Source organism: Phytoactinopolyspora alkaliphila, assembly GCF_010550695.1.
GTDB lineage: Bacteria > Actinomycetota > Actinomycetes > Jiangellales > Jiangellaceae > Phytoactinopolyspora > Phytoactinopolyspora alkaliphila.
In genome coordinates this window covers 82074-96160 of the sequence record NZ_JAAGOB010000009.1, presented here as the reverse complement: position 1 = coordinate 96160, position 14087 = coordinate 82074, and the positions used below count along the sequence as shown (strand labels likewise).

Below are 14087 nucleotides of genomic sequence, written 5' to 3'. Positions count from 1 at the left end.
CGTCCTCGCGGCGGTTGCGGGCAAGGCGTCGGCCCGGCGAAGGAGTCGTCAACTCGTGGTAGGCAACCAACTGAACATCGTCTTGATCCATTGTCATGACGTTGGAACGTTTTTGTCCTGTTATGGGATGCGCTCGGTCGCCAGCCCGCACATTCACCGGCTGGCCGAGGAGTCGGTGGTTTTCGACCGCGCCTTCTCGACGGCGCCGCTCTGCACGCCCGCCCGCTCGTCGTTGTTCACCGGCCTGTCTCCGCACGTCAACGGCCTGATGGGGCTGGCGCACGCGGGCTGGCGCTACCGGGCGGGGGTCCAGACACTCCCTGAGCTGCTGGAACGGGAGGGCTACCACACCACGCTTGTCGGCCTCCAGCACGAGCACCCGGATCCCACCGTCCTCGGTTTCGGCGAGGTACGCGGCATCGGGTTCCTCCCGCGTGCCCTGCCGGTCGCCGACGAGGCGGAGCGTTGGCTGCGTGACCGGCCGGAACGTCGTCGTCCGTATTTCTTGACCGTCGGCATGTGGGAAGCGCACCGGCCGTGGCGGCGCGAGGACTATCCGCCGGTCGATCCCGGCGGCATTGAGGTTCCAGACTTCTTGCCGGACAACGAGCACACCCGGGAAGATCTCTCCGGATTCTTCGGCGCGATCCGGCAGCTCGACGAAGCCGTCGGCAGAGTGGTCCACGCCGTCGACCGCTTCGGCGATCCGGAGAACACCTTCATCGTCTTCACCACCGATCACGGGTCCGCCTTCCCTCGCGCCAAGGGCACCCTCTACGACCCTGGCGTCCAGGTTCCCCTGATCGTCCGCCCGCCGAAGGGATGGAGCGGTTCGCCGGGACGCCGTTCCCGGCTGGTCAGTCACCTCGACCTGGTGCCCACGTTCATGGAGCTGGCCGGAGGGGAGCCGAGCGATCGCTGGGAGGGACGCAGTCTCGTCGACGATCTCCGCGGCGCCGACGGGGACGACGGCCGTGCCGTGTTCTTCCAGAAGACGTTCCACGACACCTACGACCCGATGCGCGCTGTCCGGACGAGCCGGTACAAGCTCATCCGCAACTTCACCGAAGGCCCCCGGCTGGTGCTCTCGAAAGACATCGAGGAGTCCCCGACCCGGCGGGGGATGGGTGACGCCCATCTGGCCCCCAGACCGCCCGTGGAGGTGTACGACCTGCAGGACGATCCGGCTGAGCAGCGCGACGTGGCCGCGCTGCCCGAGTTCGCAGATCTGGTGGCGGAGCTGAGCGGGCGTCTCGATCAATGGATGGCCCGCACGGGTGACCCGCTGTTGTCCGGCACGGTCCCGCCACCGCCCCGGCCGAGCCGCTTGCAGGACGCCTACAGCAATCTCGGTGACGTGCTCCGGCAGGACGCGTGAGCGTCGCCAGAGCCTCCCGCCTGGGCAAGGCCGTGCGGGAGCTCGTCAGCTGCGGCCGGCGGCGTAGGCCCGGGCCTGGCGCGTCATCAGGAGAATCAGAGCGACGAGAACGGCGAGCATGGACGTGATGCCGGCGGCGATGATGTACGGCGGGTACGACGACGGGATGGCGGCGACAAGTTCGCGCAGTACCTCCGAGTCAGGATCCAGCCTCTCCACGAGGAAGGCGGCGGCGACGCCGAGGGGCGCGGCGACGAGCAGCGTGGTCAAGCCGAACGTAAACGCCCATCCACGTGCTACCCGACTGCCGAGCGCCAGTGGCGCCGCGCTGAGCAGCAGCATGAATGCGAGGAAGCCGTACACCGCGATGACGGCCCAGCTGGCCACCGGCACGGCGTCGGCCAGCCATGCGAAGCTGTCGGCGAGGCGGCGCTCAGCCACCGTGACGGTGTCCGAACGCACCGACGACAGGATCGCCACATAGACCGCGAGGCAGCCGGCTGCCACGGCGAGCAAGACACCGGCGACGACCAGGCTGCGCGGTCGCCGCGGTTTGGCGGGCTTGGCCGGTGGGGCCGGTTCGGATGCCGGTGCCTCGGCTGCCGGCCGGCGGCGGGGACGCTGCGAGGGCTGTTCCGGTTCCAATGGCCGGGTAGGCGGCGGCTGGACGGGCGTGTGGTGGTGTGCGGCGGCGGTCGGCTGCGTCTCCGGCTGCGCTCGTACAGTCGCGGCGGTCGGCTGTGCCGGTGTCGTCTGCGCGGTGGGCTGGCCAGAAGGCGGCGAGGGAGGCGGAGGGGGGTGCGGATGCGGGGGTGGGGGCGGAACCGTCGCCAGTAGCCGGGTCGCCACGGCGTCGGGATTGGCAGTGACTGTCTCCGCGTCCAGGAGCGTCGTCGTCGCGGTCCGAGCCGCCCGGGCGAGTTCGTATGCCGAGGGCCATCGCTGATCCGGTTCGGTGGCGAGCATGCGCCGGACGAGAGCGGCGACATCAGCGGGCACGTCGGCATCCATCGGGGGTGGGGGTTCGTGCAGACGCTGAGTGGCGATGGCGAACGAGTTGTCCCCGTCGAACGGCGGTCTTCCGGTCAGGCACTCATAGGCGACGACGCCCAGGGCGTACATGTCCGACTGAGGCGTGGCCCGGTGGCCAAGGACCTGTTCCGGCGCCAGGTAGGACGGTGTGCCGATCACCTCGCCGGTGGCGGTCAACTGCGCGGAGGATCCGGAGCGGGCGATGCCGAAGTCGGTCAGAACGATGCGGCCGTCGGGCGTCACGAGGAGATTAGCCGGCTTGACGTCGCGGTGCACGATGCCCTTGTCGTGTGCGGCCTGCAGCGCCTCCGCGGTTTGTGCCACGAGCGCTGTGGTGAACGCCGAGTCCATCCGGCCCGCCTGCCGCAGTCTGTGTGACAACGGCTCGCCCTCGACGAGCTCCATCACCAGGAAGGCTGACGAGGAATCGCCCTGGTAGTCGTAGATGTCGACGACAGCTGGGTGTTTGATGGTGGCCATGGCACGCGCCTCGGCGAGGAAGCGCTGAGCGAACCCGGGCTGCGCCACAAATTGCGGTCGCATGACCTTCACCGCCACGGTCCGGTTCAGCACCTGGTCCGTGGCGCGCCAGACCTCGCCCATGCCGCCACTGCCGATCCGTAGCTCCAGGAGATACCGGTCAGCGAGCAGCACTCCGGGGCCGTACATGGTGATCTTCCTTCCTGGCCGGCGAGTGCTGGGTAGGCGTCGGCCACTGGTCAGCCACCCTACCGACCCCGGCTGTACGGGCACTCGGCAGACGCGACGTACTCACACGGACCACTCCGGAAACACCTGCCCGGTGAACGCGCGCAACTTCTCCGTATCGTCGCGAAACCGTTCTCCGAGCTCGGCACGGATCGAATCGGTGAGGGCGTCCGTGCGTCGTAAGGAGGTGTTCCACTCTTGGCTCGCCGTGGCAGTCCAGCGGCCGGGGTCGACGCCCAGGAACCGAAACAAAGACCTCAGGACGTTCTCGTGGTCGCTGAACAACTGTTCCTGGCTCACCACGGCGATGCGTGCGGGATCGAAGTGCTCCAGGTACGGCATGAGCCGTTCGAAGTAGCGTCCACGCGAGATGTACTGGCTGTCAGGGTCGAGAATGGCCGCATGCATCGGCCGGGTCTCGTCGCCGTCGGCCCGGTGATGCCAGTATTGAGACACGGCTCGTTCCACCGGGTCACGGACCAGGTAGACCACGGCAGTATCCGGGATGACAGCGGCCATCCGGGCCGCCGCCTCAGGGTGGTCAGGGGAGGTGTATCCGGGGGAGGATTCGCCGCGGATCGGGGTCGGCTGGAACTGGCGGGCGTACCATTCCACCCCGCGGTGCCAGGTGGACGCCGGGGAATCGCCGTTCACCGAGGCGGGTCCCCAGAAGAAGTTGAGCTCCTTGGGGTTCGACATGCCGATGTCGGGATGCTGGTCGAGATAGTGGTGAAGCGCGGTGGTGGCGCATTTCATCGCGCCGATGATCACCAGGTTCGGCAGCGTTCGGGTCATCGGTCCTCCTGGACGGCTGTCTGCGTACAGCCATACCCGCGACCTGAGAACGTGAACTGAGCTGGCGTGCCTCGTACCGGAAGTGCGACTCCATGATGGCCGCCAGGCCGCCACCATGCCTGACACGGTCTGCCACCCGCGCGCGACGCTGCGGTCGGGCTACTGCGAGCCATTCCTCGCGCGGCCTTTCCGTTCGGCTCAAGCCGGGCGGCTCCGCGGGCTACTCGAGCAGGCGCCGAACGTCGTCGACGTCCAGGCCGGTGCCGAAGAGATTGCCGTCGTCCATGACACTGGCGGACAGTTCGGCTTTGCGTGCCTTGAGCGCCATGACCTTCTCTTCGATGGTGTCGGCGGCGATGAGCCGATACACCATGACGTTGCGGGTCTGCCCGATGCGGTGGGTGCGGTCTACCGCCTGCGCCTCCGTGGCGGGGTTCCACCACGGGTCGAGCAGGAAGCAGTAGTCGGCCTCGGTCAGATTGAGCCCGAATCCGCCGGCCTTGAGGCTGATCAGGAAGACCGGCGCGGCGCCGTCCTTGAACCGGGCGATCACCTCGTCCCGGCGACGCGTCGAGCCATCGAGGTAGCAGTATTCGACCCCAGCAGCGCCTAACCGCTCCTTCACCATGCCGAGGAAACTGGTGAACTGGCTGAAGACGAGGGCTCGGTGTCCGCCGTCGACCACGTCCGCCAGCTGCTCGACGAGGACCTCGATCTTGGCGCTCGGCACCTGCCGGTGTTCGTCGTCCACCAGGCCGGCGTGCAGACTCAGCTGCCGGAGCAGCGTCAGCGAGCGCAGGATGGTGAAGCGATTCTTGTTGACGTCCTCGAGGAGGCCGAGCACCTTCTGCCGCTCGCGTTGCAGGTATTTCTGATAGATCGAGCGGTGCTTGGTCTGCAGGTGCACCTCGAGCACCTGCTCTTGCTTGGCGGGAAGGTCGGTGGCGACCTGCTCTTTGGTCCGCCGCTTGACCAGCGGCCTGATCCGGCGCCTCAACTGGGCGAGAAGCTCGGTGTTCTCCTGCTTCTCGATCGGGCGAGCATAGTACTCGTTGAACCGGGCCGGGTGGGGGAACAGGCCGGGTGCCGTGATCGACAGCTGGGACCACAGCTCCATCAGGTTGTTCTCGATCGGGGTGCCAGTGATGGCCACTTTGAACGGCGCCTGCACCTGCCGCGCGCTCAGGTAGGTCTTGGACTGGTGGTTCTTCACGTGCTGTGCCTCGTCGAGCACCATGCCCGACCAGGTGGCCCGCGTGTAGGCATCGGTGTCCAGCCGGAGCAGCGTATACGTGGTCACGACGACGTCCGCGCCCGCGACCACATCCTCGATCGACTGCCGCCTACGCCGCAGCGTGTCGGTGATGGCTACGACGGTGAGTCCTGGGGTGAACCGCGCGGCTTCGGCCACCCAGTTCGACACGACGCTGGTGGGAGCGACCACCAGGAACGGTGCCGCTGCAGGCTCCGTGCGGGATCCGCTCTCGGAAGGTTGAGTCGCGAGTCCGGCGGCGGCCTCTTTCACATGGCAGATCAACGCCAACGCCTGCAGGGTCTTGCCGAGGCCCATGTCGTCCGCCAGGATGCCGCCCAGTTGGTGCTCCCACAGGAACCTCAGCCAGCGGTAACCCTCCAGCTGGTACGGGCGCAGGGTGGCGTCCAAGCCGCGTGGTGGCTCGGTCTGGTCAGCCGAGTCCACCGACAGCAACCCCCCGACCTGCCGGCGCCATGCCTCGGCCTGATAGTCCACCACGCCTAGTGCGGCGAGCTCTTCCCACAGGCCGGCCTGGAACCGGCTGATCCTGGTCTCACCGTCGGGGCGCTCGCCCAGCGTGCGTGCCTCGTCGATGAGTTTGCGCAGGGTGCCAAGCGCCGGCTTCTCCAGGGAGAAGAAGGCGCCGTCTGGCAGGAGAAGATGCGCTTGGTTCCGGGCAAGCGCGGTGAAGACGTCCACGAACGGCACGTCCCGCCCCTCGACCGAGATCGTGACCCTGAGGTCGAACCAGTCCGTCTCCCCTGGGGTGGCCCGCGTCGAGACGCCCACCACCAGCGAGTCGCCGGCCTCCCGGTAGTCGGCCGGCTCCCCGCTGACTTCGACGACCACGTCGGCCGCATCACGCAACAAGGGCAGGACCTCGGTGCTGAAGCGCATTGTGTCCAAACCGTCGAGGCGCGCTTGCGGGAGCACTGACCTGCCAGACATCAGCCCGAGCTTCTCGAGACCGGCGTCGAGACCGGCGTCGAGCCCCGCCAGCACCGCCCGTTCGGCCTCCTGATCCCGGAATACCTGGTCCGTGGCCGGATCGGACAGGGATATCCGCTTCTCCGCGTCCACGACCGAATAGAGCCACTCCCAGGTCAGGTTCAGTGCGTGGGCGTCGCCGTAAGTGGCATGCGCGACGAGCGACGGTCCGGTGATAGCCGGGGGACTGAACGACGAGTCGGAGGACTGGATCGGAGCCAGCCGTTGCAGCCGTGGGGCGTACTCCTCCCGGAACCGGTTGGCGTCGGAAGCCGGCACCTGGAGAGGCGCTTGCTCCAGTGCCAGGCGCTGAAACTCTGGTGGTATCGGGCGGGCCATTCTGGCCAGCCCGAAGTGCCATGTGCCAGGACTGGTTCCGGCCTCGAACTCGCTTCGGTCGACATAGACCACGCCGTGTGCGTCGCTTCCCATGAACCGGACCGGAATCGGGTCGGACGGCCCGTCGGCTGGCCGATCGATCTGAAGGATCGGAGTCACCCCTACGTGCCCGATGGAGCTGTCGGCGGTGACATCGAGAACCAGCTGCGCGATGCCGTCCCGGGGCACGTCGTCGGCGCCCCGCTTGCCATACAGCAACCGGACACCGGCTGCGGCGCCCTCCTCCAGCAGCGGCCATAACTGCCGCGACTCGAACCGGGCCACGTCGATGTGCTTCTCGTCGCGGGCGTAGTAGGAGGCGTACGTGGAGTAGCCCGAGGCGAGCCGCCCGGCCTTGTAGAGGCCGTAGAACTCGCGGAGCCAATCAACCTGCGCGGCGGGATGCTCCCCGTCCCGGCGCAACTGGTCCAGTGTGCCCCAGCTCAGCTGGCCCGCTACCCAGCCCTTGCGGCTCTTTCCTGGCCGCACCAACCGGGCCAGAACCTGTGGCGATGACTCGGAGGCTGCTCCCGTGCTTCGCCACGCGGGCGGGCGATCCATGATCATCGTGATCTCGATCGCGATGGGGATGTCAGCTCGGTTGCGCTTGCCCGTATCCGGTCCGCCCAAGACGGAGTCCAATGTGCGTTCCCACGCCGGAGCCACGTCCGACGCCGCTGGGACGGACATGTGGACGTGCTGTGCCGTCAGGACGAGCGCCACCACGTGCTTGCAGTTGAACCCTACCGGGCAGCTGCATCGGCCTTGCTCGAATGCCCGCGGCGAGGGTTCCGTCGACTCGAAATATGCCCTGGTCACGTAGCTGGTTGACGCGCTTCCGCGCACGTGGCCGAGAAGGGCGTTGCCGTCGTGGTCCCATTCGAAATCCGCTACCGCTCCTTGCTGGGCGTAGATCATCCCGCGCACGTACGACGCCGGGTCCACCACGTCGGCCAGACCCGTCGAGTCGTCGTTCATGAGCGAGTCGATGAGCATTCCAGAACGGTAGCCTCCGGCACCGACATCGTGCCGGGGCCGGCGCGGTTTCGGCTTCGAAGGCCTGGGTAAGCACCCGGTCATCGACCGGGCGTCTCTTCCACTGGCGCACGGCGCCCCCCGAGGAGAGCAGATGCCGAACCCGTCGTACTGGCTCGCCAGCACGTCCGATCTGTCGTTTCCCCCGGTCACTCAACCGCCTGACGTCGACGTCGCGGTACTCGGCGGCGGTATCGCCGGCATTACCACGGCGTACCTGCTCAAGCAGTCCGGGCACACCGTGGCGCTCATTGAGGCCGACCGGCTCGCCGGTGGTGTCACGGGGCACACCACAGCGAAACTGACCAGCCAGCACGCGCAGATCTACGGGCAACTCGAGAGCTCATTCGGTCTGGACGTGGCTCGGGCGTACGGAGAGAGCCAGGCGCTGGCGATCGACTGGATCGAGCGGGAGTCGGCCGCACTCGGCGTGCACGTCGACTTCGAAAGGCGGGACAGCTACGCCTATGCAGAAGCGCCGGAGACCGCCGATCGCCTACGCCACGAAGCCCGCGTCGCCGCGGACGCGGCACGGCCGAGCCGCTTCGTCAGCGAGACGGACCTGCCGTTCCCGGTGTCCGGCGCGGTGGTGTTCTCGGACCAGGCGCAGTTTCACCCACGCCGGTGGCTGCTGGCGCTCGCCGAGCGAGTGCATGGCGACGGGAGTTACGTGCTCACCGGCGTGCGGGCCACCGGGCTGAACGAAGGGGACCCGTGCGTCGTCGAGACGACGGCGGGGAGCATCCGGGCAGCGCACGTCGTCGTCGCCACCCACCATCCCATCTTCGACCGCGGTGGGTTCTTCGCCCGGCTCGAACCGCGCACCGACCTGGTGGTGGCGCTCGCCATCGGAGCCGACGACGGCCCGGGCGGCATGTACATCTCGGTGGAGGACCGGCACTCGATTCGAACGGTGCCGATGTCCGACGGCGCTCGGCTTCTGCTCGTCGGCGGGGAGGGGCATCGTGTCGGTGCGCACACCAGCGTCGCCGAGCGTTACCGCAGCCTCGAGCACTGGGCAGCCGAGCGGTTCGGCGCGCGTGACGTCGCCTATCGCTGGATGGCGCACGACCTGTCCACGGCGGACATGCTGCCATTCATCGGGCGGTACCACCCGGCGACGCGCCGCGTCTGGGTCGCCACCGGGTTCGGGCACTGGGGGATGAGCAACGGGACGCTGGCCGGACTGCTCCTACGTGATCTGATCACCGGCGAGGAGAATCCCCTGGCCGGCCTCTACGATCCGACACGTGCGACGGTCCTGCAGTCCGCGCGCCGTTTCCTGCAGACCAACGGATACGTCACGGCGCGCTTCCTCGGGGATCGGGTCGGTGCGCTCACCTCTGGCGGAACCGACGGCGTCGAGCCCGGGACCGGGCGGGTGGTGCGGTCCGGACGCCGAGCGATCGCGGCCTATCGGGACGCGGATGGCCGGCTCACCCAGGTTTCGGCCAGGTGTACCCACCTCGGGTGCCTGGTGACGTTCAACGACGGTGAGCACACCTGGGACTGCTCCTGTCACGGGTCCAGGTTCGCGCTCGACGGCTCGGTCCTGGAAGGGCCCGCGGTGCGGCCCCTCCGCCCGCTGCCATGATCATTGACCACTGCCCACCCTGTGAGGTGGCCAATCGTCAATGGCGACGGACGTGGGCACTACCCGTCCTCGGCGTTCTTGAGCACACCGGAGAGATGTTCGGCGGCGGCCAGGACGGCCGGAGCGTGGACGCGGCCCGGCTGGCGGGTCAGCCGTTCGATCGGGCCGGAGACGGAGACGGCCGCCACAACCCTGCCACTGGAGGACCGGACCGGTGCTGAGACGGAGGCGACCCCAGGCTCTCGTTCCCCGACACTCTGCGCCCAGCCCCGGCGGCGCACGGCGGCGAGCATCGTGGCGGTGAAGCGAGCGCCCTGCAATCCCCGGTGCATACGCTCGGGTTCTTCCCAGGCGAGAAGGATCTGGGCCGCGGAACCGGCGAGCATGGTGACCGTGGCGCCCACCGGGATGGTGTCTCGCAGGCCGGATGGGCGCTCAGCCCCGGCCACGCAGATTCGCTGATCGCCTTGCCTGCGGAAAAGCTGGGTGCTCTCGCCGGTGGCTTCGCGCAGCCGGGCCAGCACAGGGCCGGCCGCCGCGAGAAGACGATCCTCGCCGGCAGCGGTGGCGAGCTCGCCGAGCCGGGGACCGAGGACGAATCGGCCGTGCAGATCCCGGGATACGAGCCGGTGGTGCTCCAGCGCTACGGCGAGCCGGTGGGCCGTGGGACGGGCCAGGCCGGTAGCCGCGACGAGGTTGGCGAGCGTCGCCGGCCCGGCTTCGAGTGCCGATAACACCAGGGCGGCCTTGTCAAGGACGCCAACTCCGCTAGAGTTGTCCATGACTCGATATTGCCATCTCAGCATTCGAGATTTCAAGTCTCAATCTGCTAGTGCAACCAGAGTCACACCAATCAGGAGACCATGGACACCGAGGAGACGGCAATGGGCAAGACCCTGGCCGAGAAAGTCTGGGACGCACACGTCGTGCGCCGAGCCGAGGGTGAGCCGGACCTTCTCTACATCGACCTTCACCTCGTGCACGAGGTGACCAGCCCGCAGGCCTTCGAGGGGCTGCGGCTGGCCGGGCGGGAGGTTCGGCGCCCCGATCTGACGATCGCGACCGAAGACCACAACACGCCCACCGTCGACATCGACAAGCCGATCGCCGACATCACCAGCCGGACTCAGATCGAGACGCTGCGGCGCAATTGCCAGGAGTTCGGCGTGAGGCTCCACCCCTTGGGTGACGCCGAGCAGGGCATCGTGCACGTCGTCGGTCCGCAGCTCGGCCTCACCCAGCCGGGCCTGACGGTGGTCTGCGGCGACTCCCATACCTCGACCCACGGCGCCTTCGGCGCCCTCGCCTTCGGCATCGGCACGTCTGAGGTGGAGCACGTGCTCGCCACGCAGACGCTGCCACTGCGGCCGTTCAAGACGATGGCCATCAACGTCGAAGGCGCCCTGCGCCAGGGGACCACCGCGAAGGACATCATTCTCGCCGTGATCGCGAAGATCGGCACCGGTGGTGGCCAGGGGTACGTGCTGGAATACCGCGGCGAAGCGATCCGGTCGCTGTCGATGGAAGCGCGGATGACCATCTGCAACATGTCCATCGAGGCGGGCGCCCGCGCCGGAATGATCGCGCCGGACCAGACCACCTTCGACTACATTCAGGGCCGCCCTCATGCACCCCAGGACAAGGACTGGGATGCCGCTCTTGAGTACTGGAAGACTCTGCGCACCGACGACGATGCAGTTTTCGACGCCGAGGTCACCATCGACGCGACCGAGCTCGAGCCGTTCGTCACCTGGGGCACCAACCCCGGCCAGGGGCTGCCGCTGTCCAGTTCGGTTCCCGATCCGGAAAGCATGGCCGACGAGAGCGAGCGCGCCGCCGCGCTGCGGGCACTGGAATACATGGACCTGCAGCCGGGTACGCCGCTGCGCGAGATCGCCGTGGACACCGTCTTCATCGGTTCGTGCACCAACGGCCGGATCGAAGACCTGCGGGCCGCAGCCGCTGTGATCAAGGGGCGGCGCAAGGCCGAGAGCGTGCGGGTACTCGTCGTTCCCGGGTCGTTTCGCGTGCGAGCGCAGGCAGAGTCCGAAGGGCTCGACCAGGTATTCAAGGACTTCGGAGCGGAATGGCGCCATGCCGGCTGTTCCATGTGCCTGGGCATGAACCCGGACCAGCTGGCCCCAGGCGAGCGCAGCGCCTCGACGTCCAACCGGAACTTCGAGGGCAGGCAGGGCAAGGGCGGGCGCACTCACCTGGTCAGCCCGCTTGTCGCCGCGGCCACCAGTGTGCGCGGCACGCTGTCCTCGCCCGCCGACCTCGAGACTTCAGCCACCTGACCGTCCCCATGATCATTGACGATCCACCACGTCATAGGGGCGACGATCGTCGATGATCATGGGTGGAGCTTGACGAATAGAGGACCCATGGAAAAGTTCATCCGACACACCGGTGTGGGAGTTCCGCTGCGGCGCAGCAACGTCGACACCGACCAGATCATCCCCGCCGTGTACCTGAAGAGGGTGTCTCGCACCGGCTTCGAGGACGCCTTGTTCGCGGCATGGCGGGGCGACGAGTCGTTCATCCTCAATCAGCCCGCGTTCCGTCACGGTTCGGTCCTCGTGGCCGGGTCGGACTTCGGTACCGGTTCGTCCCGGGAGCACGCCGTTTGGGCGCTGAAGGACTACGGCTTCAAAGCCGTGCTGTCCTCTCGCTTCGCTGACATCTTCCGCGGCAACTCCGGGAAACAAGGGCTGCTCACCGGTGAGCTCGCGCAGAGCGACATCGAGCTGATCTGGAAGGTCCTGGAGAACGCGCCGGGAACCGAGGTCACAGTCGACCTCGAGCAGCGGCAGGTGCGCTGCGGGGACGTCGTCGCGCCCATGCAGGTGGACGACTACACCCGCTGGCGTCTGATGGAGGGGCTCGACGACATCGGCCTCACCTCGCGCCATGTCGACGCGATCGCCGATTTCGAGGCGAGCCGCCCGACCCACAAGCCACGTACGCTGGTGTAGATGCCGGGGTCCGTGAGCGGCTGTCAAGGCCGTTCGCGGACACGTCGCCGGGTGGCACTGGTCGCGCTGCCTGCCCATGGTGCGCGGCGCCATGGCGGGTACCGCACAGCGAATACGGGGGTCGGCGTTGTGCCGCTGCCGGTAAGCCGGGAGACTGGGCTCTGGCGCGACATACGCGGACGTGAGGAGTCTACGGTGGGAAAGAAGAAGCTGATCGACCGGATCGCCGAGCGATTCGACGGCAATCGTGAGGTAGCACAGCACGCGCTGGACTCGGTGGTCGAGTCCATCACGAAGTCCCTGGCGGCAGGCGAGCGAGTGGCTATCAAGGGCTTCGGGGTCTTCGACCAGACCAAAGAGAAGGGCAAGAAGTCCAAGCGGAAAGTCGTCCCGACGTTCGACCCCACCAACGAACTGAAGGACGTTGTCGCCGGGGTCAAGAAGGCGCGCAAGCGCGCGCTCCACTCGCTGTCCCTGGTCCCGGCTCAGGCCGCTCAGGTCGCGGAGACCGCCACGCGCGCGGCCTCGTCGGCGGCGCGGGCTGCCGCGGAAGCCGTGCGGGGAGAGACTGACGACGCGGCCGCCGCCACGCGTCCCGCGAGTGCAGCGGCACCTGCGAAGAAGACCACGTCCGCGAAGAGGACGACGCCGGCTCCCGCGAAGAAGCCCGCGGCGGTCCCGGCGAAGAGGTCCACAGCTGCGCCGGCGAAGAAGGCTGCTCCTGCCAAGAAGGCGACGGTTGCGCCGGCGAAGAAGGCTGCTCCTGCCAAGAAGGCGACGGTTGCGCCGGCGAAGAAGGCGACGGCTGCTCCGGCGAAGAAGGTGACGGTTGCGCCGGCGAAGAAGGCTGCTCCTGCCAAGAAGGCGACGGTTGCGCCGGCCAAGAAGGCGACCGCAGCGCCGGCGAAGAAGACGACGGTTGCGCCGGCGAAGAAGACGACGGTTGCGCCCGCGAAGAAGACGACGGTTGCGCCGGCCAAGAAGGCGACCGCAGCGCCGGCGAAGAAGTCCACGGCTGCGCCGGCGGAGTCCGCCAATCCGGCATCTGAGACGCCTGCACAAGACACGCCCTGATTCCGGCCGCAACGACGGAACGTTCGTTCTGCCGGATGTCGCTGTCCGCCGTGTCGACTTCGCTGCTCAGGGTTGACTTCTATGCCCTGAATCGCGTTTCGACTGCTGTTGGTCGCTGACAACGCGATCCTGAGCATAGAAGTCAACCCTCGGCATAGAAGTCAGCTGTGCGTGGAGACCCGCCCCAGGTTCAGAAGGCAGCGTCGAGCTGAACTACCACCGACTCGGTACGAGGTCCCAGGCCGAGCCGCATCGCGTCCCACAGGTCCACGGCGGTGTCGATGTCGCGACGGACGGAGGGGACGTCGGGCACGTCCAGTTCGACAGCGCCGTTCGCACGGTGTGCGGCTCGTGACCGCCCGCCGAAGCGCGGCTCGAACGGTGCGCCGGGCGCGGCCGCGTAGAGCGTCGTGCCGATGCCGGCGGCGTCAGCGAGGAACGACGTCCGGTACTGCGCCGCGGCGGCCAGTACCTGGCTGAGCTCGGCCGGCCGGAGCGCGGGAAGGTCCGCGGACAGCGTCGCGACGGCCACGTCGGGCGACGTGCCGCGGAGCACCTCCGCCCCGTGGCGCAATGCGGCATTGAGCCCCGATCCTGGTGCGTCTGTCACCACGTCGGCGCCCAGGAGGCTGGTCTCGGCGCTGGCTTCCGCGTCGTCGGTGACGACGAGAACCGACCGGACCAGCGGGCATGCGAGGGCGGCCGATACCGTGTCGGCGGCGAACGCCCGAGCCATGTGCGGGCGAAGCTCACCCACGGTGTCGGCGAGGCGCGTCTTCGCGAACTCCGGCCGTTTCACCGGGACGACGATGGACCAGCGCGGCACTCCAACCATCACGGCATTCTCCTCCGGAACATCCCGACCCGACGTAACGG

10 protein-coding genes are annotated in these 14087 nt (G+C 68.0%); 5 read left to right on the top strand and 5 right to left on the bottom strand.

Translation table 11 applies throughout. The features are described from left to right. Positions 1-55 precede the first annotated feature (55 nt). Positions 56-1378: a sulfatase-like hydrolase/transferase gene (locus tag G1H11_RS17050; protein WP_163819800.1), complete on the top strand. Its 1323-nt coding sequence runs from the start codon at positions 56-58 to the stop codon at positions 1376-1378. A gap of 45 nt (positions 1379-1423) precedes the next feature. On the opposite strand, the gene G1H11_RS25285 is transcribed toward G1H11_RS17050, so the two are convergent. The 3 genes from G1H11_RS25285 to G1H11_RS17035 all read right to left on the bottom strand — a co-directional run bounded on the left by G1H11_RS25285 (position 1424) and on the right by G1H11_RS17035 (position 7529). Continuing rightward, positions 1424-3079, bottom strand: a complete 1656-nt coding sequence (locus G1H11_RS25285) for a serine/threonine-protein kinase (RefSeq protein WP_216843848.1) — start codon at positions 3077-3079, stop codon at positions 1424-1426. Positions 3080-3181: 102 nt separating this feature from the next. Beyond that, positions 3182-3913, bottom strand: coding sequence for a sulfotransferase family protein (locus G1H11_RS17040; RefSeq protein ID WP_163819799.1), 732 nt, complete (start codon positions 3911-3913; stop codon positions 3182-3184). A 220-nt stretch (positions 3914-4133) separates the two neighbouring features. Further along, positions 4134-7529 (bottom strand): DEAD/DEAH box helicase, encoded by a 3396-nt coding sequence (locus G1H11_RS17035; protein ID WP_216843847.1) that lies wholly within the window; start codon positions 7527-7529, stop codon positions 4134-4136. A 133-nt stretch (positions 7530-7662) separates the two neighbouring features. Here G1H11_RS17035 and G1H11_RS17030 point away from each other — a divergent pair, with 133 nt between their 5' ends. Then, positions 7663-9162 (top strand): FAD-dependent oxidoreductase, encoded by a 1500-nt coding sequence (locus tag G1H11_RS17030; protein ID WP_163819798.1) that lies wholly within the window; start codon positions 7663-7665, stop codon positions 9160-9162. A 59-nt stretch (positions 9163-9221) separates the two neighbouring features. Here the strand turns inward: G1H11_RS17030 and G1H11_RS17025 are convergent, their stop codons facing one another. Beyond that, positions 9222-9944, bottom strand: a complete 723-nt coding sequence (locus G1H11_RS17025; protein WP_163819797.1) for an IclR family transcriptional regulator — start codon at positions 9942-9944, stop codon at positions 9222-9224. Positions 9945-10046: 102 nt separating this feature from the next. On the opposite strand from G1H11_RS17025, the gene leuC reads away from it, so the two are divergent. From leuC to G1H11_RS17010, 3 genes are all read left to right on the top strand, one after another. Continuing rightward, positions 10047-11459 carry a 3-isopropylmalate dehydratase large subunit gene (gene leuC / locus G1H11_RS17020; protein WP_163819796.1) on the top strand — a complete coding sequence of 471 codons (1413 nt, stop codon included), beginning with the start codon at positions 10047-10049 and terminating at the stop codon, positions 11457-11459. Between the two features lie 87 nt (positions 11460-11546). Beyond that, a complete protein-coding gene (gene leuD / locus G1H11_RS17015; protein ID WP_163819795.1) occupies positions 11547-12137 on the top strand; it encodes a 3-isopropylmalate dehydratase small subunit in 591 nt (196 codons plus the stop codon). Positions 12138-12332: 195 nt separating this feature from the next. Continuing rightward, positions 12333-13211, top strand: a complete 879-nt coding sequence (locus G1H11_RS17010) for an HU family DNA-binding protein (RefSeq protein WP_163819794.1) — start codon at positions 12333-12335, stop codon at positions 13209-13211. Positions 13212-13401: 190 nt separating this feature from the next. On the opposite strand, the gene cofC is transcribed toward G1H11_RS17010, so the two are convergent. Continuing rightward, positions 13402-14046, bottom strand: coding sequence for a 2-phospho-L-lactate guanylyltransferase (cofC, locus tag G1H11_RS17005; protein ID WP_163819793.1), 645 nt, complete (start codon positions 14044-14046; stop codon positions 13402-13404). Positions 14047-14087: the final 41 nt, after the last annotated feature.